Below are 24,652 nucleotides of genomic sequence, written 5' to 3'. Positions count from 1 at the left end.
AGAGGTGAAACAGATGGCCTTGCAACAACCTGAACGTATTTTACCCAAAGACCCTGGACATGCGGATTTACTAAATGCTCGCTTCGATACTCTGTATGAAAATGACCAGGAACTGGCCGCACAGATTGAAAACATTAAAAACGATCCAGCCGGGAACGACATTGCATCCAAGGCAGCGCTGGATAATCACGCTGCTAACACTGACCTACACGTCACAGCCGCCAAACAAGCGGCCTGGAATGCAACAGAGGGCAATGCCAAGAAGTATACAGAGCAGTACGCAGCACCCAAGGCGCATACGCATCCTGCATCGGATTTACCTTCTGCGTCAACACAGGCGCGCGGAATTGTGCAGATTAATACATCGGTAAGCAGTACAGCAACAGACCAGGCAGCCGCGCCGATTGCCGTTAAAACGGCTAATGACCGAGCCAACGAGGCATACAATTTGGCGCAACAGTCTTTAACGCAAGCCGTTGATTTTAAAAATAAAATTGTAGGCGCGATCAACGGCAAGTTTGGAGGCGCCAGTCCCGACATGAGCAGCGATCAGATAGCGTCAGTAATTACGAACCTACCCGTCAAACGGTGGGCGAAAGGAACTTTTAACGGCCAGAGTGCTTCGTCTACTGGCATCGGTAGTGGGACAAGTCTAAGTCTGTCTGCTACTGGCTTGTCTTTTTCTCCGAATATCGTCTTTTTTCAAGTGAAATTAACTGATACGGCCGGAACGGTTTATTTAGAAGGGATGGCAAGCCAGTACCAGGTTATACGAGATGGTAATTTTAATAATTTAATAAATATTTTTTCGGTGAATAAAGTCGCCGGGGGATTTAGTCTTACTATATATTGTAGCGCACTGAGAACTGGAGGCAGTAGCACATTAGCCGTCCTAAGAGCCTACGAATGGTGGGCATTCGAATAAAAACGAAAGGGTGGTTTATATGAAAATAGGATCGAAAGTTTACTGGAGAAAATCAAGCGGCGAGGTAATCTTCGTTACGCCGGAAATCGAATCAGAACATGCCCGTGAGACTACAAAGGACGACGACATGGGGTTTTACCCGCAACTCAAGGGGTTTGATCCTGAACAGGTTGAGGTGTTGAAACTCACCTATCGACAATATTACGAAGACTTCCAGCGCGCAAAGTCATATGTGGTCAACCCGGACACTGAAAAACTGGAGTTTGTCTATATTGACGGCAACGGTGGCGAGACTCCTACACCGCAAGTTCCTCTGACTGATCAAGTAAGCGACCTAAAGGCGCGTCAGGAAAGTACGGAGGCCGCTTTGCTTGCTCTCATGGATACCACTACAACCTAACAAGGAGGTGAGACGTTATGTATGCATTTCTGCTTAACATGTGGGCTATGGGCAAGGTTGATAAGGAGCGCCTTAACCGATACACACCGAAATTTATTAATGAAGATGAACGAAAAGCAATTTTAGCAACACCGCAAAATGTTTAAATAGCGTATCCAATCGGATGCGCTATTTTTCTGCCCTCGGGAGTGACCGGGGGCAGAAGTTTTGTCAAAAGAACAGGGGGAGCGAGAGTGAGCCAAATAAAAATGTTTGGCAGCACCGTATGGACCGCAATGGTTGGAGCAACGGAAAAGGAGGCGGCGGCAGGGGGATGGTCTGCGCTTGTTGGGCTGCTGATCACGTTTCTGGGTGGGTGGGATAAACCGCTGAAGGTGCTGCTTATATTGATGTTGTTGGATTATGCTTCTGGCGTGATCGCGGCTATTAAAAACAAGAAAATGGACAGCGACGTGATGTTTTGGGGCGGTATCCGTAAGGCTACGGTGCTGACGGTAGTGGGATTGTCCGCACAGTTGGATGACTGGCTTCAACCAGGCGCACCGATCTTCCGGACGGCGGCCATCTACTTCTACGCTGGACGCGAGGGGCTGTCGTTGGCCGAGAATTTGGGAGCAATAGGCATCCCGCTACCATTCAAATTAAAGAGCTTTTTGAAGCAGCTTAATGAGAAAGGAGATGGCAAGGATGCTGACGCTGGAACAACTAAAGAAAAAATCTGAGAAGCGGTTGAACGGGCTTCATCCGGTTTTTAAGTTGGTTATGGAAAAACTGATAGACCGATGTTACGCCCGTGGAGTATGGGTGTTAATTACTCAAGGCTTGCGGACGTATGCGGAGCAGGATGCTTTGTATGCTCAAGGCCGCACAAAGCCGGGGCAAGTGGTCACGAAAGCACGGGGCGGATACAGCAATCATAATTTTAGGCTCGCCGCTGACTTTGCGCTGTTGCTCCGAGATGGCCGAACAGTGAGCTGGGATACGCTGCGCGACGATGATAAGGATTCGCTGCCTGATTGGAGTGAGGTGGTCGAGGAAGCCAAAAAACTCGGGCTTGAGTGGGGTGGCGATTGGCGCAGCTTTAAGGACATGCCTCACCTGCAGATGGTCTTCGGAATCACGACAGCTCAATTCCGGGCGGGCAAGCGCCCAACTCAGGCGCAGCTCGACGCTGTGTTGGCGAAGATTAATTCACTTGAAACGGAGGATGAACCTATGACAGAAGCAGAGAAGAAGGCGTTAGAGGCATTACAGGCCACGGCCAAACAGCAGTCAGCTACGATTGAGGAACTGAAGAAATACAATGCCATGCCGGAGATTCCAGCGTGGGCTAAGGATGCATGTGTGGCTGCTAAGGCTGCTGGCATTGTTGAAAAGACAGTAGGCCGCAGCTATGATTTTTATAGCTTGCTGACTGTGTTGTATCGGTCTGGACTGGTGAAAGGGTAGGAGCCTGTACAGAGAGAGTTGGGAGGACTTCAATCCAGCAAAAATCAAGGGAATTATGTTATTTTTATCATTTTCCAATTTCAGTTTAGAATCTTCTTATTTGTTAGGCGTATATGTAAACAAACAGGCGAATAACTCTTTAGAAAGGGTCATTTGCCTGTTTAATTCCGGATATTCAAGATAACGTTGCATATAATAGAAGTCTAGGAGGCGTTGAATTATGAAACAAATTAATGTGACCGATAAAGAATTGGAACTGATTATTGCTGGATTGGAATCTATCGAGTCTGAGTTTGGATTGAATGGATCTGAAGAACAATTTTTAGAAAAATTAAAATCTATTCTAAAAAGGACTGAAATTTTAAAACAGTGAATCTGCGATCACTTTTATTGAACCAATTACTTGTTCAGCGTCCCATTTACTCACATGCCCCGATTTGCTATGAGCGACGCCTCTTCTAAGTTCGTTCACTGACTTGATTCTGTGGTGGAGCCTTTCGTCTATTTTCCCGCTTTCTTTTAGCTTGTCTGCTAAAGTTAAGATATAATAAATCTTTGGTAAATCATCTATTGAGAAAGTTTTTACAAATGCTATTTTTAATAATGTCTCAAGTGCGACAGCGGCAGTTACTGATGATGCTAAAAATAACCCCTCTTGATATGCCCTTAGGGCCTCTTCATATTCATATTGAAAGTCTTCATCGTTAACAGTTGAAACAAGTTCTTCTACATTAAAAATATTAGCTATGGTTTTCGAGGAAGCAATTTTTTTATCATAGTCAGAGTCAGCTTTTCCTTTTCCTCTAATCACCGGGACATCCTCATCCCAATCTGGATGAGGGTCATCATCCATTCCATACCAGTGTGTTTCATAATCAAAGTAATCTATAATCTCATTGTCAATAAGTAGCTTATTAAACTGATCTTTTTGAATATGTTTTGGTAAATCAAGATAGGATTTAGCTTCTTCCTCATCTTTGAAAAATGACTTAATAGTTATATATTCGTCTTGTCCGGATTTTGATTCAAAAAAGTATGCAAAGAATTCACCAGTGCGGAATAGCGTCGTGATTCTTACCTTATTCATAAGGCGGAAATTCTCAGGATGCTGTTTGTACTCCTCTGTATAATATTGCATTACTCTCTTGCGATAGTTGTCGAGAAATATATCATAATATTCTTTGTAACTCTTAATATACTCATCAATATGATTAATCATCAAAATCATAATTTAGCCTCCTTGTGCATTAGGTTACTGGAACTATTTTACTACAGCAGAAGAAGGAAAGGAATAAACCCAATTTCAAATCAAGTAGGTCATTCGAAAATCTCATTTACAACTTATACCATACCTCTGTATAATTTTAGTGACACATCGGCTATCCGAGAGCAATACGAAAGCATCGGTAAAGGGTTCTGCCAGCTTGTGCTGTTAAGGGCCTTTTTTGTTATCGATGAATCAACTTATTACAAGGGGAAGCGAAATGGCTAACTATGTGAAATTTAAGAGAGATGAAGTTGATATTTGCAATATATGCTTACAAAAGAAAAAACTTTCTTGGGATCACATCCCTCCAAAAGGTGGGATTGAATTATCTGAGGTTGAACAATGGAATGTAATGCAGCATATGGTTGGACCAACTGATACGAAATACATACCATCTCAAAACGGGGTAAAGTTCAGGACTTTATGTCAGCAGTGTAATAATAGCCTTTTGGGGGCAAAGTATGATCCTATATTAAATTCTTTTGCTGAGGAAATAGGGCAATATCTGAAAAGCTCGCTTACAATTCCGGCAGTAATTCGATTTAAAACTAAGCCTGTAATGATCGTTAAGGCTGTTTTAGGGCATTTGCTTGCTGCAAAGGGAAACTTGTCATATTCTAATCAAGATAAAGCTTTTAGAGAATACATTTTAAATTCAGAAACGGCAGTTCCTAATGGATATAAGGTTTTCTATTGGGTGTACCCTTATAATAATGTGAAAATAATGCAGGATTTTTCTATGATGAAAGTAATTGGTCCCGAAAGTGGAAAACATGGGATGTTCAGCATGTTGAAATATTTTCCGATTGCTTATTTGGTCACAGATCTTAATGAATACGAAGGTCTTGATGAGCTTACTCAATATTGCACAAGTAGTCATGATACGGAAGTAGAAATACCTGTTAGAGTCAGTAATTTAAGAGGTCAGAAGTGGCCTGAAATAAACAAGGATAGTATGCTACTTGCAGGCGACGATATAGGCGTTTTTGCCAAGCCTAGAATTAAGATGCTCAAAAAACGTTAAAGTTTAAGCTAGGAAGTAGCGGACTTTAGTTGAAGGCAATCTAAAGGCTCTGCTAGGTAACTGGCGAGTCTTTTTTTTGTCGTTGAAGGAATTTCCACACCAATCACTGAATAGCTAATTGAGGTGATCAGCATGAACTATACATATAAAGTGTTAAAGTCGGATATAGAACTATTCGCGGCTGCATTAAGCCAGGTAAGAGTATATGTAGTACAGCCGTTGGGTGAGGATCTGATAGATATTGTGGATTACGGTGGAGTAGTGGAGAAGATTACACCGGAGTCGATTAAGATTAACGGAAGCTATTTCATGAGGAATCAGTTTAAATTTAGAGTAGATGTGAAAAAGGACTCTAACGGTTTGTAGCCGGAAAGAGTCCTTCTTGTTGTTTATTTAGTTGAATAATCGCTTACTTCAAAGGTGAGTATTTTATTGAATATTACATAATCCTTGCGATTACTAAATGGACCCTTGTTGTTATTGTGTTTATCAATGGCAAAGAATGAAGGGCCTCTACCAGCATCTTTAGCGTCATACCAAGCGATGAAAGCATTCAATTCTTTCTTGCTCAGATCGAATTCTTTATCAAACCCATTGTCCATAGTTACAACCAAGATGGCACGGTCGCCAGTAGGTTGTGAGGATCCATCTGTATCCGACGGATCAGGCTTTGTAGACGGATCAGGCTTTGTAGACGGATCAGGCTTTGTAGACGGATCAGGCTTTGTAGACGGATCAGGCTTTGTAGACGGATCAGGTGTTGTAGACGGATCAGGTGTTGTAGACGGATCAGGTGTTGTAGACGGATCAGGCTTTGTAGACGGATCAGGTGTTGTAGATTTACCCGAATCCTGATAAGGTAAAAATCCTACAGGGACGGGATATTTAAATTGGCTAGCACCGAAATTGGCTTGAAAGGATTTATATCCACTTTCTCCAGCCATAACCATCGGGAATACTTGTGATCCACCTAGTTGAGACGGTTTTGCAGTATTAGAACCTTGCCAAACTCCATTTTTGTACCAAGAAATTGTGTCGTTATCCATGTCCAACGCTAAACCAATAGTGTCCTTCTGCGCAAAAGTAGTGCCATAAGCAGTTCTTGTTATATTAGAAGAGATTTTAGTTAAAATTTCACCGCTATACCCATAGTAACTATGATACTTCCATTTATCTGATGTATTATTACCTGCTTCACTTGTTATACCAATTAATGATATACTTGGTATATTTGGATTTCCATCAATTCCATTTACTTCCCAGTACCACTTCCCGCTGGTTTTTCCTACAGTTGCTTTATCTCCTTGACCTCCAACCCCTAGTTTTGATAATAAAGAACCATTTGACCAAGTAACATCTGTAGTCTCAGCTTTTGTAACTGTAGGGAACAATGAGAACACTGAAACTCCAATGAGAAGGGCTAACATAATTGTTCCTAGTTTTTTGATTATGATATTTTTCATGACTTCCTCCTAAATGTATGCAGTAACAAATCGAATTATAAAACCGAATTAAAGGGATGTCTAAACATTAATGTCTATATATTCAAATATAAGTTTAATAGTGAATTTAAATTTTAGAGCATAGTAAGGTGCTTTACTGTTATAGATATGGTGATTTTTATTTTGTTTTGTAATGACAACCGGCTTAGAAAAAGAATTCGACATGAGCATGAGAGAAGTCAATGACTTTATTGCCTGGTATGAAGGCAAACAGGCTGGAACTGGATCGGCTTCATATGCCATCAATAAGCATGACAATAATAAAGGCCCATTCAGCAGCCGAAAGGACTACATGCTGTATGATCGGATACTCACGTTTGAAGTAAGTGAATACTCTAAATAAAGCGAAGTACCCTGTTCGTTACGGCAGGGTACTTCGCACATTTTATCACGACTTTTCTTCTACCAAATCTTCTACCGAAATACGGATATCTACACTACCAGTAGGAACCTTATTCTTGATAGTGCAGGCTATAGGCCCCTTTTAAAACCTATTAAAACTCTATTTCGACGCACTCGTAATGCGTAGGCCGGGGGTTCAATTCCCTTCACCAGCATAGCTATAAACTCAAGCACAGCGCGGCTTCCAAGCTTTTGGAGGGCGCGCTTTTTTGTGGTTTTGGACAATCTTCTACGCTGAGGTCTTTTTAGTAGGATTATTATGCTATATATAATTAGTTCTTTGTTTTGTTTCATGCTAAAAATCGAATTCTTACATTAGTTGCATAGTATATTGACAGGTGGTTAATTTTGGTGAAAAATGAAGTATGTTTTTAAAAATTATGGAAAGTTTATGCGAAGGGTGGCTATGGCATGAAGCATGCACCTACGATACGAGCAGAATTAGACAGATACTTAAAACAAGAGAGCATGAGTCTAACGCAATTCGGGCATATAGCAGGCATGAATAGGGGAATAGTAAGTGCTATTGTGACGGGGAATAAGTCTATGTCTGTTAACCAGCTTGACCTAATTACTGAAGCTATGGATTTACCGGAGGGCTACTTTTACGACTTATTTATAGAAAACTACATCATCGACACTCCCCCGAATATGAGACGAATCGAGCCGTTTTTGTTTCGCTGTGCGGAGTTGGACAAGCTGGATGCGATCCGTCGAGTGGTGGGAAGCATTATGGACAACGTACTCTATTCGCCTAAACTATTTGATATAGCAGAAGTACTATTAGCACAGGGACGACATGAGGCTGCATTGCTGCTCTATGAGGGCGTAGCTGAAGCGGAGAAGTACCAACATTCTGAACGTTTAGCCATCTGTCAATATCGTATATTCACGATTCAGATTGGAGACGATCAAAGCCGTAATCTCAAGGCAGCAACGCTATTTGAACCCTTCGTGGAACGTCTTGATGAAATAGAACAGCTTGACGCACTGAAGGATTTAGCTAACGTGTACAGGTCTTTGCGTAAATGGGACAAGGTTGAGGAAGTAGCAAGAATAATGAGAGCTAAAGCGGAAATTCAATATACTTTGAAACATGAACAGAAGAGTCGAGAGCGTAATGAATTTACTAAGAAGCTAACTCGTCCCTTGTTTGTATACATTTCCTATGCTGACCTGTTGTGTGCAAGTGTCTATGAAGCCCAAGGCGATTACGACAAAGCTCTTCAATATACATATGCCTACGCTAATTTAGATTGGGTTAAGGAGACCGATGAGGATACCCGACACTGGATCAGCTTATTTGGGCACTGGGCAAAAGCTAATAGTATCGTGAATAAGCTTTTATCAGGGGATATAAGCGTACTTTCGGAATATGTTGAATATATTGATGCGTCGATAGATGCAACGCAAGAAGATAGGATTGTTCAATTATTGAATATTTTGATAGCGGCTAACCAATATGGAATAGACGTAAACAGTATAATTAAACGGTTTGAAACTGACATTGCGTCTTTATCACAACAATTAACATCAGGTGGTATGTACAATCAACAAGTAGTACCTGATTATTTTGCGTGGTGTGGTTACGAATTAGCCTACTATTATCTAAATCAAGGCATATACAGTGATGGTTTTAAACATTTGATGTATTCAATGGTAAGTTATCATACACTAAATAATGAGACTTATTTTATAAATTGTATGGGGCTATTTTTACATTTTCGGGATCATGCAGTTCCTGAAACCAAAGCAGATTTTTTAAATCTTATTGAAAAGGTGTGGATGAACAATGTTAAAAAAAATGGCACTGTTGATCATTGCGGCTAGCTTTTTGTTTATTGTTACTGTACCTATTCACTCGCATGATATAGAGCCTCAAGTACAACATGGAGGTGCTTAAACGTAAGCAAAGGAAATCCCCGCAAACCTTAATTGGTCGGCGGGGATTTTTTATTGAAGGAATTACAATACCATTCACCGAATGAATTACCGAGGTGATCAGCATGAAACATACATATAAAGCGAACTAAAACGCTAAAACTATACTCTAGTTGCCAACCGATTCCATTGTCCTGCCGCAAACATTGTTTTTTCCACAGTTTAAAACAGCATCATATAATGAACGGGTATTTGCATTTAAAACAGGGCCATATTCAGTGTTTGGATCTGAAGCACTATAAGAGTTAAGGCTAATAATATATTCACCATCTAACCAGGCTCCGCCGCTGCAACCAGGTCCCATTGGATTATCTAACATTTCAACAACACCAGTTCCAACTCTTCCCTTCCTGCCAATAACACCATACATTACTTGACTGTTACCAAAGTTATTTGGATAACCAATGGCTTCGAACTCTGCTGGAATTTCAGAAGAAAACTTCATACCCAAAGAACCTGCTTGGCTATCGATAGAAGTATATCCAAAGGCGTAATCAAAGGCCCAATTCTTTTCTTGATTTGGACCTACCACCCACGCTTGCTTTGTTCCATAAGCGGACAAAGGAATTCGTTGCCCTGAACGGTTAGTTCCATCGTATGCTCGCATAAAAAGGAAGTTTGTAAACCAGTTCCCGGAAACATGGTCTCGAATACAATGGGCCGCTGTAAAAATCATTCTTAGATCACCAACAAATTCAGCAGTTCCCATTCTATTTTCACCCTTTTCATTTGTAAAGAAGATCACTCCGGCACAGGAATATGGTCTTTTAGTAATATCAACTGGATATGGTGTGCCTGAGTTAAAATCATTTCCTCTTTGGGGATGGATCGTTAATTGCTCTATATCCCCGTCAGAATGCAAGTCCTTTAAATCAGCTAGGTTATTTTTTGAAATAATTAGCGGTTCCACTGGTTGTGCACTTGCCAACCGCTCGGGTGTCCAGTAATCAAGAATTTGTTGGGGGTCTTCGCTAGTTGAATGTATCGAATTATTGTTTTCGTTTGTGTCCATTTAGTTTTGTTCCTCCTTTATTAAAAATACAAATCTATAGTCCCCTATGTACTAAAATAAAATTCAATTTTTTGTTTTCAATAATTTTTTTTGTATATTAGCACTCAAATCTACATGGGTGAATACCCTTATTGTATAACGAGAAACTAAAGAAAAGGATGATTCAGTGTGCAAATTAATACGCAACATGAGGAGTTTAGACAACCGCCACCTGGGCAAGGTATTTCTTATCCACCATAAGTAACCACAATATAATCAACTCGTTAGTTTTTTATTCTCTCCTAAGGATCGCACCTCATAGGAGTGCGTGGATTGAAATTGATTCCCGCATTTACAATGCGAATTAAGATGCAGTCTCACTCTATATGGGTGAGTAAACCGAACCCCTCATAAGTGCCAAAGAAAGTACCAGCTCCACTGGCAATTAGACTGCCAGCGGAGCATTTTTTTATGTTGAATAACGAACGCTTGTTTGCATATAATAGTTGCAGAGGAGTGATCGACATGTTACCTGATATCGAGCGCAAGCTGCTACGGATACTCTACAACTACTCTGCCGGAAGAAGGCGACTACCGACGATGAAGGAACTAGAGATAAAAACAGGGAGGCGCACAGAGGACATAAAGGCGGGTCTGCTTGCATTAGAACAAGATAACTATATCTTGTGGGAAAATAAATCTGATACGCGCCATATCGTAATCATAGAGGGCTGGGATAGGGACCCAAAGATTTCTACACCGTCAACTCCCCCAGGAGCTGCAAATAGATATTACACGGAATATTAAAACCCCGGGACAATCCGAGGTTTTTTTTATATATTAGACATCTATAGACAGGTACGGACACATATAGACATTTATAATAGAAGGAAAATAATAAATCGTGTGTAAAATAGTATCCTTGGATTCCCTTATCACAATGATCCTATGCTTGCCTTTGCTGCACGAGCAGTATGTAAGCCGAAGGGAAAGTTTATCTATTTGTCTGCTACACCACCCCATGCTTTGCAGAAAGAGGCTGCACGCGGTCTACTGCCACACGCCAAGGTTCCCGTTCGTTTTCATCGTCATCCCCTACCTGTCCCATTTCGCCTGGGGACTGCTTCAGTGCAACATTGGCTGCAAAAAGGTCGGCTTCCCGCATCCTTTATTCAACGCCTACGCGTATCCATACAACGTGGAGCACAGGTTTTCCTGTTTGTGACACGAATCTCACTTATTCAGGGACTTGTGGAGCTGCTGATTAAACAATTGCCTGATGTACCTATTGCTGGAACCTCCTCACAGGATGAAGAAAGAACCGCTAAAGTGCGCTTATTTCGAGCTACTGAAATACGAGTTCTGGTCACAACGACTATTTTGGAGCGAGGGGTGACTGTTCCACGGAGTGATGTGTATGTGTTAGACGCGGACAGCAGTCTTTTTGATGAAGCCTCTCTTGTCCAAATGGCTGGTCGCGCGGGAAGGTCCAAGGATGATCCATGTGGAGGTGTTATTTTTACATCGCCCCAATGGACTCGAGGCCAAAAGAGAGCGATTAGACAAATTAAACGAATGAATGCACTGGCTCGGAAAAAAGGGTACCTGAAGGAGGTGAAGCACTAAATGTATTAAATAAAAAAAGTTTTTTTGGAAATGTGAAACCTGAAACAATGTCAGTACGTAAACTACCAAGAAAGGTGCATTCTGGTATGGGGATGATTCCAAGAACCCGTCTATTTTTGAATTGGTTATTCCAACGTCAGTCCCAAACATGTATCGCTTGCGGCACTTTCACAGGACGTTTTTCTGAATTCTCTGGGATATGTACTTCTTGTTCGCTTCAAATTCCTTGGGTTTACAACATTCGTTGTGTTCATTGCGGACGTCCGACGTTTTGCCCGGATTGCGTAAAATTTGACCGATTAGTACGTTACTTTGTATGCAATCGGAGTGCAACCAGCTATACGCCGATGATGAGAGAATGGATTGGACAGTTCAAATATCGCGGGAATGAAAAGTATGGTTCCCTGCTGGGTGAGATCATGAATCGAGCCTATCAGGCGATGAGGTATGAGTTTGCAAGTCTTAAACATTCTCGTTTCAAGCGTTCTTTGTGGAGTGTGGATATAGTGACCTGTGTCCCGGTAAGTAAGAAGAGGCTGACAGAGCGAGGCTTCAATCAGGCTCGGATCTTGGCAGAAGAGATCGCTAGGCGGAATAATCTCCCCTTCCTATCATTACTTGCTCGTCCACAAGATACAGGCAAACAAAGCTTTAAATCAAAAAAGGAACGCATGAACACAATGAATAATGCGTTTTCTGTCCACCCCAATATGACAAATTTGCTGAAGTCTTTTATTTTAAAAGCTGAATCTCAATGTGTTACGAAGGATAAGCTTTCCGTTACCGTTTTGCTTGTAGATGATATTTATACAACGGGGAGCACATTGCAGGCGTGTGCACGTGTATTGAGAGAAAAGGCATTAGAGCAAGGAATACATTTGACTATTTTTTGCCTGACTTTAGCCAGATCATAAGTCCAAATCTCCAGTATTTCTCATGATTATTTTGCTTGAAACTATGAAAAAAGGGTATAATTCCCTTAATGGAAGAATTAGATGATAGAGCAGAAGCCATTTAAACCATACAATCAGCAGGATTTGACAACGAGCTAGAGAGAGGTATATAATAAAAATATAGAGACAAACAAAAAGTAAGGAAGTGAGGGATGAAAACAGAATATTTCAATTTAGAGGTTGATTTTTTTGGAAAAGAGGAGTACAATTTCTATCTGTTGATAGCTAACATGATTGGTAATAAGTGATTAGCTAATGACTAAAGAGCGGACATTGGGAGTGTCTCGCTCAGTAGTAAAGCAGTTAATTAAAATTTAAAGCTAAAAAGAGGAGAGAAAAAATCATGAAAAACGTAATGAAAAAAGTAGCAGTATCTAGCATGTTGGCAGTTAGTTTAGGTGCAGTATCTTTGTTGAGTCCACTTGCAACAGGTCAAGTAATGGCAAAATCGAACTCTGACCAAATTAAGGATCAAGCTGAAGAACAACTGATCATCAAACAACAAGAAGAAGCTCAAAAAGCATTTGAAGCAAAACTTTTTGGAACTGAAACTACTGAAAATGCAGCAACTACAACACCAGCTCAACCAGCTACTGAGAGCAACAATCAAGCAACAACCACAAAACCAGCGACCACTACAACTGAAACACCAGCAACTGTAAATACAATCACTGTAAATGTTCAAGAGGGCGACACATTGGCTTCTATTGCTGAAAAATACGGTGTAACCGTTGAAGAACTGGTTAAAATCAACAACCTGGTTAAAGCAGGCCAAGAACTGCAAGTACCGCAAACAAACACAAATAAATAATTATCATTATAAATGTATAATAAAATGTGTTTTTTAAACCAAGCGTTTGACTATAGTATACGGGAAGGCCTCTATTAAAACAATGCTTTTTTGAATAATTATTTGTGAAATAGCTTGTTTTTTTGGGCTGCAAATTTCCACTGGTGCATCTAGCTTGATTTCAGATGAGTTATTAGTTGAGATGATGTTAGGTCCATGAGATTTATGAATACCCACACTCCATGTGCGGAGCATTCGTATGGGCGCCGTTCCCCCGGATTTACAGGGCTTTCTTGATGTCATTCGGGGCACAGGTGAACATGAATTCTTCTGAGGATTGTTTCGCCCGGTTTTTCCCTCATCTTGATATTTAATTTCTACATTTACTCATATTCATATATAGCTATTTTAATTGTATAATGAAGCGCTATTCCCGAAAATAACTGGAATGGCGCTTATTTTATTTCTATCTAAAGTATGGAGCAATGTTTGACGATAAATAAACACATGCAATAGGCTGAACTATTAGCTTCCATGAGCTTTCTTTATTTTATGTCATTGCATATTGATGCATATAGATGTAGACAAACTTTTACTGATGGATCATTCTCTCTTATACTTTTTATATGATAGCTTATAAGATGTGCAATTGTGTAAAATCTGAAAATCTTTTTTGAAATATTTGCTAGACGAGGCTCTTCATTATAAGTTAATGTAAGGATAAAAGTAATTAAAGATCGGAAATTGGAAAGGGGCGCTACAGAGGATGAATTTGGATAACTGTCCTCGCTGTGGAAAGCTGTTTATTAAGAACGTCAGGGGAATCTGTCAGAACTGTATTAAAGAAATTGAATTTGAATACGAACGCTGTGTCAAACATATACGTGAAAATAAGGGCATTCATATGCATGAGCTTTCAGAGGCTACTGAGGTATCCGTAAAACAAATCACGACATTTATACGTGAGGGACGTATTTCCATTGCTAATGCGCCCAATATGACGTATCCTTGCGAGGTATGCGGGATACCGATTCGTGAAGGGCATATGTGCGATTCTTGTCGAACACGTCTGACTAAAGACCTGCATCAGGCTGTACGCGAAAGTAGTAATCAGGATCAAAGTAATAATATGGGCTCAGGTACCTACAGCGCGATTGATAAACTTCGTGGAAAGTAGTACAGGGGAATTAAAAACGCATTCAGCTATTCAAAAAGTTTCAAATACCGCCGATAATCTTTATAGAGCTTATCGGTTTTTTTATTTTTAGCAACCATGCACAAAATAAAGAAGTGAGGCATAATACGAACCATGTTCGACGCTATGTCGTCTGATACATTCTGACCATATCAAATAACTAAGGAAGGTGGAAGTTATGAAAATTAACGAGACCAACCGCATCGGAGCTATTAATCCATATCAGCGCAATATTGAAACAGGACGTCAAGAGGAACAAAAGAAATCCCGCCGCAAGGACGAGGTTTCCATTTCTCCGGAAGCAATGGAAATGCTGAACCGCAGCAGTGATGCAGACCGTGTTAAGAAAATTCAGGAGCTTAAGCAGCAAGTAGCTTCTGGTACTTATCGTGTGGATGCCGATAAAATTGCAGAGAAGCTGTTACCTTACTTCAAGCAGTCTTCTGAAAGCTAGGTGAAGGAATATGCCTTTAGATCGATTGATTGATGTGCTGGAGCAGCTTAGAGAGGCTCACGAGCAGTTGATTGCATTAGGAAATCAAAAAAAAGAAGCACTGATATCAAATAAGGTAGATCAGCTCATTCTAGTCATGAACCAGGAATCGAAGATGTCCAGACACATTGAACAGCTGGATGAGCGACGCCTGCAGGCAGCATATGAATTTTTGCAGGAACGTGGTATTAAGTCCAAGTTGAATCTTAATATTACGGAGTTGTCTCGTCTTGTGTTTGATGTAGAAGACAAGCAGCGCCTCCTTCACATTCAAAAAAATCTAGCGGATACGCTTGTAGAATTGAAAAAATTAAATGAGTTGAATCAACAGCTTATACAACAGGCGCTTTCCTATATTGATTTTTCTATTGAGAGTATGTCATATTATGCGGAATCTGAAGCGGTTTATCAGCGTCCAGCTGACAAAAGTACCTCTACTGTACGAGCGGGACTATTTGATACACGCGCCTAATTGAAGGAGGAAAATATGGTCTCAACATTTCATGGTATAGAAACAGCGAAAAGAAGCTTAAACACACAAACGGCAGCACTTAATACAACCGGACACAATATCTCAAATGCCAACACAGCGGGTTACTCCAGACAAGTGGTTAGTATGAAGGCCTCGGACTCTATGGAAGCCTACGGTTTGAATCGTTCCGTTGTACGAGGTCAAATGGGTACAGGGGTTGAATTCACTGCTATTGAGCGCGTCCGTCAGACGTTTTTGGACGATCAGTATCGTAATGAAAGTTCTTCTCAAGGTGGATGGGACATTCGCTATGACACACTGAACAAGCTTGAGACCATTATGAATGAGCCTTCGGATACAGGTATACGTAAGGTCATGGATAATTTCTGGGATGCATGGTCCGATCTGAGCCAAGATCCTCAGGATGTCACGAATCGTAAAATTGTAAAAGAGACTACGCTTGCTCTGACAGATGCGATGAACCAGGCTAGCAAGCAACTGGATGCACTCAGTTCTGATTTGACTAATAACGTTACATTAAAAACATCTGAGATGAATTCGTTATTGCAGTCTATAGCGGACCTGAATGGTAATATTTACAAGTTGGAACAACTTGGGGATAATCCAAATGACTTGCGTGATCAGCGGGATTATGCAGTTGATAAGTTGTCCAAGCTTGCAAATGTGCAGGTAACTCAGCTGGATAACGGTTATCAGGTAACGGTGGCAGGACAGATAGCTGTAGCGGGTACAGAGGTAACTGCTATTACGGCGGCTGGCCTTGAGGCTGCATATCAAGGTGGAACGTTAACTGGTGGCGAAGTGTACGGTATGGTTTTATCCAGAGATAAATATGTAGCAGATTACAAAACTCAGATGGATCAGCTAGCTAATACGCTGGCGAATGGTAACATTGAAATTACTTTACCTGCAGGTACAGTTCTGCCTGAGGGAACGGTACTAAATTCAGGTGTCAACAATGCAGCAGTGACTTACTCGAATGCGAATAACAACAGAACCTTGACCGCGGATTTGAAAGTAACTGTACAAGGGATTAATGGACTCCATCAGTTGGGATACACCCTTAGTGGTACGACACCACAAAAGGGCGGAGCGTTCTTTACCTCCAAAGATGGAGCTGCTATTACAGCAGGTAACATTACGCTGAATAAGGATATTCAAGATGATCCCAATAAAATTGCCAGCTCTTTGCGTGTAGATGGAACGGGAACAGCTAATGAAAAGGTAACTGTAGGTAACAATGCTTTGGCATTGTCTATGGCGAGCCTAAAAAATGTGAAGTTTGGTTTTAATACAACTCAAGCGCAAACTACCACTGTAGATGACTTCTTCAGTGCAATTGTTGGGCAATTAGGCGTCCAAACTCAGGAAGCAGAGCGACAATCGCAGAATGCACAGCTGTTGACTGAGCAAGTGGACTTGAACCGCCAATCCGTCAGCGGGGTGTCACTGGATGAAGAAATGTCGAACATGATCAAGTTTCAACATGCTTACAGTGCAGCTTCCCGGTTCATGACAACTTTTGATCAACTGTTAGACAAACTGATTAATGGTACAGGCCGCGTAGGTCTCTAGTATAATGAGAAGGTGGAGTAAGCCATGCCAATTCGAGTGACTTCAGGAATGACCAGTATGCAACTGCTCAGTAACCTGAATCGAAATAATAATAATATGGGTAAAATGGAGAATCAGATTTCGACTGGTCGTAAGTTGAATAAGCCTTCAGATGATCCAGTAGGGGTAACCTATGCGCTACGTTACAGAGCTGAGTTAGCTTCTAATGAACAATACAAGACAAACTCAGATGCGGCTGTTAGCTGGTTAGATTTCACTGATACAACCATGCAACAAGCCAGTGATGTAATGAAGCGTCTTAAAGAGCTGACAGTACAGGCTTCAAGTGAAACACTACCTCAATCCGGCTTGGATTCGATTAAGCTAGAAGTTGATCAGTTAAAAGAACAAATGATGAATATTGGTAACAGCCAGCTTCGTGGGAAATATGTTTTTAATGGACAAAATTATGATCAGGCGCCGTACCAGCTATCTGCTACGGTAACGAGTTATGATCAGATCAATCCGGATCAAGCCGCTGTCAGCTATGCAGTTGGGGACCAAGATGCATTTCGGGTAAATACCTCCGGTAGCGATTTTTTTGGGAAATCGACAGATGCTGATAATATTTTTAAGGTCATGGATGGTCTATCTTCTGCACTAAGCAGCGGAAATAGCACGGCAATATCGAGTCATCTTTCAAGCATTGAATCCCGTTTTACTAAAATGCAGACCAGTTTGTCTGAAGTGGGCGCACGTACGAATCGGGTTGAACTGATACAATCCCGTTTGGAAGAGCGGAATTTGAATTTGACGACACTTCAAGCTAAAACGGAAGATGCGGATGTTGCTAGTCTGATGATTCAAGCTACATCTGCCCAAACCATTTATGAAGCCGCCCTGAAATCATCAGCTAAAATCATGCAGCCATCCCTGATGGACTTTATGAGCTGATTTTTATCTTTGACATTTGTAATTAGAAGCTATGGACGAGTGGTCCGTAGCTTTTTTGTTACTATATATAGGAGGAGTTACTTATGACCCTAGAACAGAAATTAGATGAAGAGAACCAAGATACAAACTCTACTTTTTATGTGTTTCCGAAAGGGATACCAGGATTTGAACAACTTCGGGAATTTCAACTACAGGAGCATAATGAATTATTTAGTCTTTTTAGTGCAGTAGAGCAGCCTGCTACCATTTTTATTACTGTAAATCCATTTGATTTCTTTAAAGATTATGAATTTGAACTATCTGATGATGCCCTAGAGGATATTGGAATTACCAGTCAAGAACAGATAGCAGTACGATGTATCTGCACATGGAACAGCGATCAATCCAAAACAACAGTTAATTTGCTTGCTCCTTTAATTTTTAACATTGAACAGCAGACGGGAAAGCAAATTGTTTTGCAGAATACGAAATATACTATCAAGCATCCCTTATGGAATGAAATAGAGTTCAGCAAAGGCGGTGAGTCCTAATGCTGGTATTAACACGTAAAAAGGGTGAATCCATTGTAATTCAGAATGATATTGTCGTCACGGTTCTTTCCGTCGATGGCGATACTGTGAAAATTGGCATTTCTGCTCCTAAGGATATTGATATCTATCGAAAGGAAGTCTTTGAGGCTATTCAGCAAAATAATCAATTTGCAGTTATGGATTCCAATGCCATTCAAAGTGCTATGTTGGAGATGGAGAAGAGAAAGTCCTGATCCATTAATGATAGTAGTGCACATTCATTGAGAAAGGCCGACACGAGTAAAGTGTCGGCCTTTGTTTGACTAGATTTTATGCTTATTTATCTGGAACAGTAATTGATATAATCATGTATTACCGCGTTTATCGGTAATACCGAAAATCTCCATCTGGTTATTGTTTGATGGCTTAAGTTAGGTAGGACAGGTTGGATTTGGGAAAGGTCATCACTATATAAAATGGTGATTTTAAATCGAAATAACCGAGTCGTAAACTTCTAAGAAAATATTTCAAAAAAAAAGCTTGAATGCTATAAACAATTCTAGCTTAAGGGTCGATATATAGTTTAGAGCGGTAATTCTTCAGGGCGGCCGACCTGTGAAGACGCTTATACCACAAGGACGTGGGAATCAAACCATTTCAGGGAGGAAATTTAAAATGATTATCAATCACAACTTACCTGCAGTAAATACACACCGTAACATGCAATTGAACAACACGGCAGCAAGCAAAAATATGGAGAAATTGTCTTCAGGTCTGCGTATCAACCGTGCAGCTGACGATGCTGCTGGTCTCTCTATTTCCGAAAAAATGCGCGGTCAAATCCGTGGTCTGGAACAAGCGCAACGTAACGTTCAAGATGGTATCTCTTTCGCACAAACATCTGAGGGTGCAATGAACGAAGTATCCTCCATGTTGACTCGTATGAAAGAACTGACTGTTCAAGGATCTAATGATACTTACAGTGCTGGCGATAAATCCAACATCAAAGCAGAGCTTGGCCAATTGGGTAGTCAAATTGACGCAATCCTCTCCAACACTAAATTCAACGGTATTTCAATTTCCGGTGGAGCAGGTGTGAAAATTCAAGCTGATGATAATGCGTTCGTTATCACTATTAAAGGTATTAGCTCCGCTGGTTTTAGAGGTCTTACATCGGGCGTAACACTTGCAAGTGCAACTAAAGCAATTGAAGCAGTTGCTAAGCAACGTGCGAACCTCGGTGCTATGCAAAATCGTCTGGAATACACTTCCAACAACTTGGGTACAACTGTAGAAAACCTGACAGCTTCCGAATCCCGTATTCGTGATACTGACATGGCAAAAGAAATGGTTACTCTGTCCAAAAACAACATCTTGTTGCAAGCTTCACAATCCATGTTGTCACAAGCAAACTCCGCGCCACAAGGCGTACTGTCGTTGCTGCGTTAATTTTAAACGACAACCATTACAAAAAAAGATCCTGCCTTTCGCAGGATCTTTTTTTTGTTTTATTTTAATTTTTTCGTAAATAATTGCACCTATTTACCGATATATATTGTATTGGCACTTCAAATACAGAACGGTTTTATTGTGTTTAAAATTATTAATGGAGGTTATTCTATGGACTCGATGATACCCCCTAGCACTGGGAGTCTGTTACCGATTCAGCCATCAGCAGGAATACAACGTGAAGCCCCTTCAGATGCCGAAACAAATTCTGTACAAGATACTGTTCAAACAGCCAATAGAAGTGGTGCCGCACAGAAACACCAGACACATGAGGAAGCAGTTTTGGAGCTACAGAAAGCAATTGATGCTATTCAAGGCCCGCAGAAGACGTTTGAAATATCCGTACATGAAAAGACACATGCAATCATGATAAAAGTGATGAACAAGGAAACGGGAGATTTGATTCGTGAGGTACCTCCTGAGAAAATTCTGGATATAGCGGCTAGAATGATGGAAATTGCAGGAATCATTATCGATAAAAAAGTATAGGGGGACATACAATCATGGTAACTAGAATAAGTGGCCTTGCCTCAGGGATGGATATTGATGCAATGGTCAAAAAGCTGATGACTGCTGAGCGTGTACCGCTCGATAAGCTGAATCAACAAAAACAACTAATGGAATGGAAAAGGGAAAATTATCGCGAGTCCAGTACTAAAGTTGTTTCATTTCTACAAGATAAACTGGGTGTATTAAGTCGTACTGCTTCAATGAATCCGCAGAAAGTAACAGTAACGGGAAATAGTGACGCGTTGACTGCATCGGCTTCTACGTCTGCTAGTGGAGTATTAGATATCTCGGTAATAAATCTCGCTACTGCTGCAAGATCTGTTTCAGACAGCTCATGGTCTGAAAAGGCTAGTAGTGAACTGGCATTTGCCGATGGGGCAGCCCGTACGGTTCAGGTTGGTGGTGCTACCATTGATGTGGATGCAAACGAAACGATTGAATCGTTTGTCAAAAAAATTAATGAGAACAGTAAGACAGGAGTAACTGCCATATATGATGCCAAATCCGGATTGTCATTAACAAGTAAAACCACCGGTTCCCAAGCATTCAATATTGATTCTCAAATTAGTAGTGAGTTTAAACTGTCTTCAACGAACGGAACCGATGCTTTGCTAAAGGTAAATGGACTTGAAGTCAAAAAGTCTTCTAATAATTTTGCTATTAATGGTATTGATATTACGCTTAAGACAGCAGGTGGTGCTGCGACAAGAATAGAAGCTACCAAAGATACGGATAAGATCGTCGAAAATATTCAAAGCTTTGTTGATGCTTATAATGATGTTCTCGCTACACTCAATGGCAAGGTTAGTGAGGAGAGATATAAAAAATACACTCCGCTTACGACGGAACAAAAAGCCGCTATGAGCGATGATGAAGTCAAGCTCTGGACAACCAAGGCCAAGAGTGGCATGCTTAGAAACGATCCTATCCTGCAGGATACATTATCTGAAATGCGTAATGCCATGATTCAAGGTGTAGATATCGGCAGAGTTGATGCAGATGGTAAGAATAAGCCTTTAATGATGTCTGAGCTTGGAATCACTACGGGGACGTATGATACGAAAGGCAAGCTAATTTTGGATGCAGACAAATTGCGTGCAGCGGTTGAAAAAGATCCGGATGTTGTCTCAAATTTTTTTGGGAAACAGGACCCAAGTACCGTATTAACTAATAAATATACACAACAAGATGGTGTTCTTGCTAAACTTAAGAAGATTTCGAATACCTCACTTCAAAGAATGACCGATACAGCCGGTACTTCAAAAGTTAGTAAGGAACTAACTGCTTCATTTCTTTCTACGAGCACAATGGGAGAGCAATTATCGAGTCTGGACCGTCGAATTAGTGACATGACTAGCCGTCTAACGATGATTGAAACTAACTATTACAAAAAATTCACCGCCATGGAAACGGCAATAAGCAAGTATAATAATACTTCTTCTAGTCTTACAGGCATGTCGTCATAAAGGAGGTTTTACAATTGATCAATACACCCTATCAGAAATACCGGCAGACTCAAGCGCAAACTGCATCCAAGCCTAAACTGCTGATTATGCTGTACGATGGGGCTATCCGTTTCGTTCGTGCGGGGATTGAGGGGATAGAGAATAAGGATAACGAGAAAGCAAATAATAATTTGTGTAAAGCGCAGGCTATTGTACACGAGCTGATATCTGCGTTGAATTTTGAGTATCCAATATCCCATGACTTATTGCGAGTGTATGAATATATGCTGCATGAGCTGATCGAGGCGAATGTTCACAAAATAGCCGCTCCGGCACAAGAGGTGCTGGAACATTTGACTGACCTACGGGAAGCTTGGTTGGAAGCCATGAAAATGCCTGGTGTAGTTGGTAGTGTGTAATGGCAGATCCTAATATGCAAGTACTCCTTGAAGAACTGCAACATAGGACAGAAGCAGTGTTGTCTAACCTTCTGAATTTAAGTGAGGAAGAGTTTGAACAGTTTGCAGATCAAAGGCAGCGCATTGTAGAACAGATGCAGCCCTATCAACCATCGTTAACGGAAAATGATAAGCAGAACATTCGTGACATACTAAGTAACGATTCTGTAATTTTGCAGCGTATGCAGGTACTAAAGGATAAGGCTGGTCACTGGATGGAGAAACGCGGAGCCATTCGTGTGCAGCAGCATGCATACCAGCAAGCTTATTCTGTAGACAGTTTGTTTATTGATCATCGTAAATAAAAAATGCTTTAAGGAGCGTACCCCTATTCGATTTAGAATGGGGGTATTTTTGTGAAAAGGTTCATTCCATTAAGAGTAAATCCGATATACTAATTAACAAATATTAATGTGAAACGGTGGTATTACCTTGTCTCAACTACAAATAAACCATACAATTCTAGAGCAGAGGTTTCCTCATGTTGCAACCAAAATAAGTAGTTTGCTGAATGATGACTTATCTATACCTTTGTTTACTGAGCCCTTTGAAAGGGATATCGCCTGGCTTAATGCTGTCGATGGATCTATTGGAAATGGAAAGATCATTTTTGTATATGGGTTTGAAAGGGGACTCAGTATTGCTGACCTCCTCGAATTGTATCCGAACCACTGGTTGTTTGTATACGAGCCAGATGAGCAACTTTTTCTGAAAGCCGTGACGGAGTATGACCTCAGTCTTTTGTTGGAGCATCCCAACTTGTACTGGCTATCCGTGGGTGATTCTCAGCTCAATATGATGTTTCATATGTTGAGTAGTTATATGATGGAAGACTTGGTGTTTATCGCACTACGTAAGTATTTATCAGACAATATGAGTATGTTACGTGAAGTGAAAGAACAATTCCAAGATTACCGTCAGAGTTTTTTGGTAGATAAATATACAGAGAATCGGTTTCGTGAAGAATGGACGCGGAATTTCCTATATCACCTATCTGATGTGTTATACACTCCCTCCATTGAGCGATTTTTTTATGCTTTTGAAGGCGCAACTGTAGTTGTTGTATCATCGGGACCATCGTTACAAGAAGATATCGAATGGCTGAAAAAATTACGTCCTCATGTACTGATTATTTCAGCAGGCTCCAGCATTCAGGCTTTAGCAAAGCATGGAATACAGCCTCACCTTGCTGTCATTATGGATGGACATCCAGTCAATAAGAAGATCTTCGCTTCTTCTGTAACAAGGGAGCAGCCTTTATTGTTTACCTCCTCATCTTATTATGAAATCTCTGATCAGAACTGCGCAGAGAAAATTCATAGTATTATGAAAAGTGATGCTGTATCTCAGTATTTCTTTGGACTCAGTAAAGAGGAACTCTTTATATCCCCCACAGAAACGGTTGCAGGAACGGCTATTCAAGCAGCAGCATGTTTAGGGGCTAAACGGATCATACTTGCAGGTCAGGATTTGTCGTTCCCTAATAACAAATTTTACGCAGATGGAATTGAACATTTTGCAGCCGAAGCTACTGAGAAGACAGTGCAAGAAGCGCCTAAGAAAGTACTGAATGTAAAGGGAACATACAACACTACAGATGAGAGTTTCTCTTTGATGAAGGATGGACTCGAAAATCTCATTGCGGCACTTCCGAGAATCGAATTCGTCAATTCAAGCCGCAATGGTGCAGTGATTGAGGGTGCTCCTTTCAAGCTCATGGAAGAGATGTATAAGTTGTTAGCATCAGAATCTATTGTTCCTGATGCAATTGCCGATTTGATAAATAAAAAAAGTATTACAGTTGATTTGAATAAGGTACAAGATGTCAGAGAAAAGCTGATAGCGACACGTGAGGACCTCTCCAATGTACGCTCTGAGATTGCAGCCATTCACAAGCTTATGAATAAGCTACGCGAGTTTAGCCGGACTAAACCAGCAAAGGCTCAATATATGATGGAATCCATAGAGCAGATGTGGGGGCTAATAGCTAACAGAACATGGTTCTCACCTATATTTGAGTCTATCATGCCTATCGAAGTTGCTCGTTTTGACCAGGTGCTTCCTGTCATTGTGACAGAACATCAGTTGACTCGTAAGTCTGATTTAATCTATGAGCACGTTAGTAAGATTTTGAAGGATATTACAACACAAATCCCAATACTTGAAGAAATGTTTTCGGAATCGATCCGCCGTTTAGATAAAAAAACAGATAGCGATGCAGTGATCGATAAAGATATATAAATTAATCGTTTTACACTCCGG

At 40.8% G+C, this 24,652-nt stretch carries 28 protein-coding genes and 2 pseudogenes; 27 read left to right on the top strand and 3 right to left on the bottom strand.

Annotated features, from left to right (window positions below; genetic code table 11):
• Positions 1-13: 13 nt before the first annotated feature.
• The 6 genes from MKX30_RS16915 (at position 14) to MKX30_RS16890 (ending at position 3,147) form a co-directional block, all read left to right on the top strand.
• Positions 14-925 carry a phage tail protein gene (locus tag MKX30_RS16915; protein WP_341063059.1) on the top strand — a complete coding sequence of 304 codons (912 nt, stop codon included), beginning with the start codon at positions 14-16 and terminating at the stop codon, positions 923-925.
• 19 nt (positions 926-944) lie between these two features.
• On the top strand, positions 945-1,325 hold the full coding sequence (locus MKX30_RS16910) for a hypothetical protein (RefSeq protein WP_341063057.1): 381 nt from the start codon (positions 945-947) through the stop codon (positions 1,323-1,325).
• Between the two features lie 17 nt (positions 1,326-1,342).
• The gene (locus tag MKX30_RS16905) at positions 1,343-1,471 is read left to right on the top strand and encodes a hypothetical protein (protein ID WP_341063055.1); all 129 of its coding nucleotides are present in this window, start codon (positions 1,343-1,345) and stop codon (positions 1,469-1,471) included.
• 87 nt (positions 1,472-1,558) lie between these two features.
• On the top strand, positions 1,559-2,047 hold the full coding sequence (locus MKX30_RS16900; protein WP_341063053.1) for a phage holin family protein: 489 nt from the start codon (positions 1,559-1,561) through the stop codon (positions 2,045-2,047).
• The gene (locus MKX30_RS16895; RefSeq protein ID WP_341063052.1) at positions 2,004-2,774 is read left to right on the top strand and encodes a M15 family metallopeptidase; all 771 of its coding nucleotides are present in this window, start codon (positions 2,004-2,006) and stop codon (positions 2,772-2,774) included. Before MKX30_RS16900 ends, MKX30_RS16895 begins: the two co-directional genes overlap by 44 nt.
• Before the next feature lie 220 nt (positions 2,775-2,994).
• On the top strand, positions 2,995-3,147 hold the full coding sequence (locus tag MKX30_RS16890) for a hypothetical protein (RefSeq protein ID WP_341063051.1): 153 nt from the start codon (positions 2,995-2,997) through the stop codon (positions 3,145-3,147).
• Here the strand turns inward: MKX30_RS16890 and MKX30_RS16885 are convergent.
• Positions 3,136-4,002, bottom strand: a complete 867-nt coding sequence (locus MKX30_RS16885) for a hypothetical protein (RefSeq protein ID WP_341063049.1) — start codon at positions 4,000-4,002, stop codon at positions 3,136-3,138. The genes MKX30_RS16890 and MKX30_RS16885 overlap by 12 nt on opposite strands.
• Before the next feature lie 256 nt (positions 4,003-4,258).
• On the opposite strand from MKX30_RS16885, the gene MKX30_RS16880 reads away from it, so the two are divergent.
• Positions 4,259-5,065 (top strand): hypothetical protein, encoded by an 807-nt coding sequence (locus MKX30_RS16880; protein ID WP_341063047.1) that lies wholly within the window; start codon positions 4,259-4,261, stop codon positions 5,063-5,065.
• Between the two features lie 132 nt (positions 5,066-5,197).
• The gene (locus tag MKX30_RS16875) at positions 5,198-5,431 is read left to right on the top strand and encodes a hypothetical protein (RefSeq protein WP_341063046.1); all 234 of its coding nucleotides are present in this window, start codon (positions 5,198-5,200) and stop codon (positions 5,429-5,431) included.
• A gap of 23 nt (positions 5,432-5,454) precedes the next feature.
• Here MKX30_RS16875 and MKX30_RS16870 read toward each other — a convergent pair whose 3' ends face one another.
• Entirely contained in the window at positions 5,455-6,528 is a 1,074-nt protein-coding gene (locus tag MKX30_RS16870; RefSeq protein WP_341063044.1) for an SPRY domain-containing protein, read from the bottom strand.
• Positions 6,529-6,700: 172 nt separating this feature from the next.
• On the opposite strand from MKX30_RS16870, the pseudogene MKX30_RS16865 reads away from it, so the two are divergent.
• Together MKX30_RS16865 and MKX30_RS16860 are read left to right on the top strand one after the other, a co-directional pair.
• A pseudogene (locus MKX30_RS16865) lies at positions 6,701-6,910 on the top strand (Ig-like domain-containing protein); the annotation flags it as partial.
• Positions 6,911-7,380: 470 nt separating this feature from the next.
• Positions 7,381-8,799 (top strand): tetratricopeptide repeat protein, encoded by a 1,419-nt coding sequence (locus MKX30_RS16860; RefSeq protein WP_341063042.1) that lies wholly within the window; start codon positions 7,381-7,383, stop codon positions 8,797-8,799.
• A gap of 220 nt (positions 8,800-9,019) precedes the next feature.
• Here the strand turns inward: MKX30_RS16860 and MKX30_RS16855 are convergent, their stop codons facing one another.
• On the bottom strand, positions 9,020-9,922 hold the full coding sequence (locus MKX30_RS16855; protein WP_341063040.1) for a trypsin-like serine peptidase: 903 nt from the start codon (positions 9,920-9,922) through the stop codon (positions 9,020-9,022).
• 504 nt (positions 9,923-10,426) lie between these two features.
• Between MKX30_RS16855 and MKX30_RS16850 the strand changes: the two genes are divergently transcribed.
• The 17 genes and pseudogenes from MKX30_RS16850 to MKX30_RS16770 all read left to right on the top strand — a co-directional run bounded on the left by MKX30_RS16850 (position 10,427) and on the right by MKX30_RS16770 (position 24,631).
• Positions 10,427-10,708 (top strand): hypothetical protein, encoded by a 282-nt coding sequence (locus tag MKX30_RS16850; protein ID WP_341063038.1) that lies wholly within the window; start codon positions 10,427-10,429, stop codon positions 10,706-10,708.
• Positions 10,709-10,813: 105 nt separating this feature from the next.
• Positions 10,814-11,527, top strand: a pseudogene (locus MKX30_RS16845) (helicase-related protein); the annotation flags it as partial.
• A 419-nt stretch (positions 11,528-11,946) separates the two neighbouring features.
• Positions 11,947-12,441 carry a ComF family protein gene (locus MKX30_RS16840; protein ID WP_258043382.1) on the top strand — a complete coding sequence of 165 codons (495 nt, stop codon included), beginning with the start codon at positions 11,947-11,949 and terminating at the stop codon, positions 12,439-12,441.
• Between the two features lie 382 nt (positions 12,442-12,823).
• Positions 12,824-13,291 carry a LysM peptidoglycan-binding domain-containing protein gene (locus tag MKX30_RS16835; RefSeq protein ID WP_339201048.1) on the top strand — a complete coding sequence of 156 codons (468 nt, stop codon included), beginning with the start codon at positions 12,824-12,826 and terminating at the stop codon, positions 13,289-13,291.
• A gap of 745 nt (positions 13,292-14,036) precedes the next feature.
• Positions 14,037-14,447, top strand: a complete 411-nt coding sequence (locus tag MKX30_RS16830; RefSeq protein ID WP_023990675.1) for a TIGR03826 family flagellar region protein — start codon at positions 14,037-14,039, stop codon at positions 14,445-14,447.
• A 196-nt stretch (positions 14,448-14,643) separates the two neighbouring features.
• Positions 14,644-14,919 carry a flagellar biosynthesis anti-sigma factor FlgM gene (flgM, locus tag MKX30_RS16825; RefSeq protein WP_013312286.1) on the top strand — a complete coding sequence of 92 codons (276 nt, stop codon included), beginning with the start codon at positions 14,644-14,646 and terminating at the stop codon, positions 14,917-14,919.
• Positions 14,920-14,929: 10 nt separating this feature from the next.
• A complete protein-coding gene (locus MKX30_RS16820; protein WP_068938901.1) occupies positions 14,930-15,430 on the top strand; it encodes a flagellar protein FlgN in 501 nt (166 codons plus the stop codon).
• Between the two features lie 15 nt (positions 15,431-15,445).
• Positions 15,446-17,026, top strand: a complete 1,581-nt coding sequence (gene flgK, locus MKX30_RS16815) for a flagellar hook-associated protein FlgK (RefSeq protein ID WP_071558139.1) — start codon at positions 15,446-15,448, stop codon at positions 17,024-17,026.
• A gap of 24 nt (positions 17,027-17,050) precedes the next feature.
• A complete protein-coding gene (flgL, locus tag MKX30_RS16810) occupies positions 17,051-17,959 on the top strand; it encodes a flagellar hook-associated protein FlgL (RefSeq protein ID WP_279835441.1) in 909 nt (302 codons plus the stop codon).
• Positions 17,960-18,042: 83 nt separating this feature from the next.
• Positions 18,043-18,489, top strand: coding sequence for a flagellar assembly protein FliW (locus MKX30_RS16805; protein ID WP_279835439.1), 447 nt, complete (start codon positions 18,043-18,045; stop codon positions 18,487-18,489).
• The gene (gene csrA, locus MKX30_RS16800) at positions 18,489-18,722 is read left to right on the top strand and encodes a carbon storage regulator CsrA (RefSeq protein ID WP_209940550.1); all 234 of its coding nucleotides are present in this window, start codon (positions 18,489-18,491) and stop codon (positions 18,720-18,722) included. Before MKX30_RS16805 ends, csrA begins: the two co-directional genes overlap by 1 nt.
• Positions 18,723-19,143: 421 nt before the next feature.
• On the top strand, positions 19,144-19,917 hold the full coding sequence (locus MKX30_RS16795) for a flagellin N-terminal helical domain-containing protein (protein ID WP_341063035.1): 774 nt from the start codon (positions 19,144-19,146) through the stop codon (positions 19,915-19,917).
• A 171-nt stretch (positions 19,918-20,088) separates the two neighbouring features.
• Entirely contained in the window at positions 20,089-20,466 is a 378-nt protein-coding gene (locus MKX30_RS16790; RefSeq protein ID WP_341063034.1) for a flagellar protein FlaG, read from the top strand.
• 14 nt (positions 20,467-20,480) lie between these two features.
• Complete coding sequence (gene fliD / locus MKX30_RS16785; protein ID WP_341063032.1) at positions 20,481-21,953, top strand: flagellar filament capping protein FliD; 1,473 nt, start codon at positions 20,481-20,483, stop codon at positions 21,951-21,953.
• Between the two features lie 14 nt (positions 21,954-21,967).
• Positions 21,968-22,351: a flagellar export chaperone FliS gene (gene fliS, locus MKX30_RS16780; protein WP_010349674.1), complete on the top strand. Its 384-nt coding sequence runs from the start codon at positions 21,968-21,970 to the stop codon at positions 22,349-22,351.
• Entirely contained in the window at positions 22,351-22,695 is a 345-nt protein-coding gene (locus MKX30_RS16775) for a hypothetical protein (protein WP_341063031.1), read from the top strand. The genes fliS and MKX30_RS16775 overlap by 1 nt, the downstream gene beginning before the upstream one ends.
• A 127-nt stretch (positions 22,696-22,822) precedes the next feature.
• Positions 22,823-24,631 (top strand): motility associated factor glycosyltransferase family protein, encoded by a 1,809-nt coding sequence (locus tag MKX30_RS16770; protein WP_341063030.1) that lies wholly within the window; start codon positions 22,823-22,825, stop codon positions 24,629-24,631.
• Positions 24,632-24,652: the final 21 nt, after the last annotated feature.

This window comes from Paenibacillus sp. FSL P2-0173 (genome assembly GCF_038008045.1).
GTDB classification, from domain to species: domain Bacteria; phylum Bacillota; class Bacilli; order Paenibacillales; family Paenibacillaceae; genus Paenibacillus; species Paenibacillus polymyxa_B.
This window is presented reverse-complemented; position numbering and strand designations above follow the sequence as displayed.

Bases quoted from the DNA above. Each gene is read 5' to 3' on its own strand.
- MKX30_RS16880 (WP_341063047.1), top strand. From the start codon at position 4,259: ATGGCTAACTATGTGAAATTTAAGAGAGATGAAGTTGATATTTGCAAT.
- flgL (WP_279835441.1), top strand. From the start codon at position 17,051: ATGCCAATTCGAGTGACTTCAGGAATGACCAGTATGCAACTGCTCAGT.
- MKX30_RS16855 (WP_341063040.1), bottom strand. From the start codon at position 9,922: ATGGACACAAACGAAAACAATAATTCGATACATTCAACTAGCGAAGAC.
- MKX30_RS16885 (WP_341063049.1), bottom strand. From the start codon at position 4,002: ATGATTTTGATGATTAATCATATTGATGAGTATATTAAGAGTTACAAA.
- flgK (WP_071558139.1), top strand. From the start codon at position 15,446: ATGGTCTCAACATTTCATGGTATAGAAACAGCGAAAAGAAGCTTAAAC.
- MKX30_RS16775 (WP_341063031.1), top strand. From the start codon at position 22,351: ATGGCAGATCCTAATATGCAAGTACTCCTTGAAGAACTGCAACATAGG.
- MKX30_RS16905 (WP_341063055.1), top strand. From the start codon at position 1,343: ATGTATGCATTTCTGCTTAACATGTGGGCTATGGGCAAGGTTGATAAG.
- MKX30_RS16840 (WP_258043382.1), top strand. From the start codon at position 11,947: ATGAATCGAGCCTATCAGGCGATGAGGTATGAGTTTGCAAGTCTTAAA.
- MKX30_RS16790 (WP_341063034.1), top strand. From the start codon at position 20,089: ATGGACTCGATGATACCCCCTAGCACTGGGAGTCTGTTACCGATTCAG.
- MKX30_RS16910 (WP_341063057.1), top strand. From the start codon at position 945: ATGAAAATAGGATCGAAAGTTTACTGGAGAAAATCAAGCGGCGAGGTA.
- MKX30_RS16890 (WP_341063051.1), top strand. From the start codon at position 2,995: ATGAAACAAATTAATGTGACCGATAAAGAATTGGAACTGATTATTGCT.
- MKX30_RS16820 (WP_068938901.1), top strand. From the start codon at position 14,930: ATGCCTTTAGATCGATTGATTGATGTGCTGGAGCAGCTTAGAGAGGCT.
- MKX30_RS16835 (WP_339201048.1), top strand. From the start codon at position 12,824: ATGAAAAACGTAATGAAAAAAGTAGCAGTATCTAGCATGTTGGCAGTT.
- MKX30_RS16805 (WP_279835439.1), top strand. From the start codon at position 18,043: ATGACCCTAGAACAGAAATTAGATGAAGAGAACCAAGATACAAACTCT.
- flgM (WP_013312286.1), top strand. From the start codon at position 14,644: ATGAAAATTAACGAGACCAACCGCATCGGAGCTATTAATCCATATCAG.
- MKX30_RS16915 (WP_341063059.1), top strand. From the start codon at position 14: ATGGCCTTGCAACAACCTGAACGTATTTTACCCAAAGACCCTGGACAT.
- MKX30_RS16895 (WP_341063052.1), top strand. From the start codon at position 2,004: ATGGCAAGGATGCTGACGCTGGAACAACTAAAGAAAAAATCTGAGAAG.
- csrA (WP_209940550.1), top strand. From the start codon at position 18,489: ATGCTGGTATTAACACGTAAAAAGGGTGAATCCATTGTAATTCAGAAT.
- MKX30_RS16875 (WP_341063046.1), top strand. From the start codon at position 5,198: ATGAACTATACATATAAAGTGTTAAAGTCGGATATAGAACTATTCGCG.
- MKX30_RS16860 (WP_341063042.1), top strand. From the start codon at position 7,381: ATGAAGCATGCACCTACGATACGAGCAGAATTAGACAGATACTTAAAA.
- MKX30_RS16795 (WP_341063035.1), top strand. From the start codon at position 19,144: ATGATTATCAATCACAACTTACCTGCAGTAAATACACACCGTAACATG.
- MKX30_RS16850 (WP_341063038.1), top strand. From the start codon at position 10,427: ATGTTACCTGATATCGAGCGCAAGCTGCTACGGATACTCTACAACTAC.
- MKX30_RS16870 (WP_341063044.1), bottom strand. From the start codon at position 6,528: ATGAAAAATATCATAATCAAAAAACTAGGAACAATTATGTTAGCCCTT.
- fliD (WP_341063032.1), top strand. From the start codon at position 20,481: ATGGTAACTAGAATAAGTGGCCTTGCCTCAGGGATGGATATTGATGCA.
- MKX30_RS16830 (WP_023990675.1), top strand. From the start codon at position 14,037: ATGAATTTGGATAACTGTCCTCGCTGTGGAAAGCTGTTTATTAAGAAC.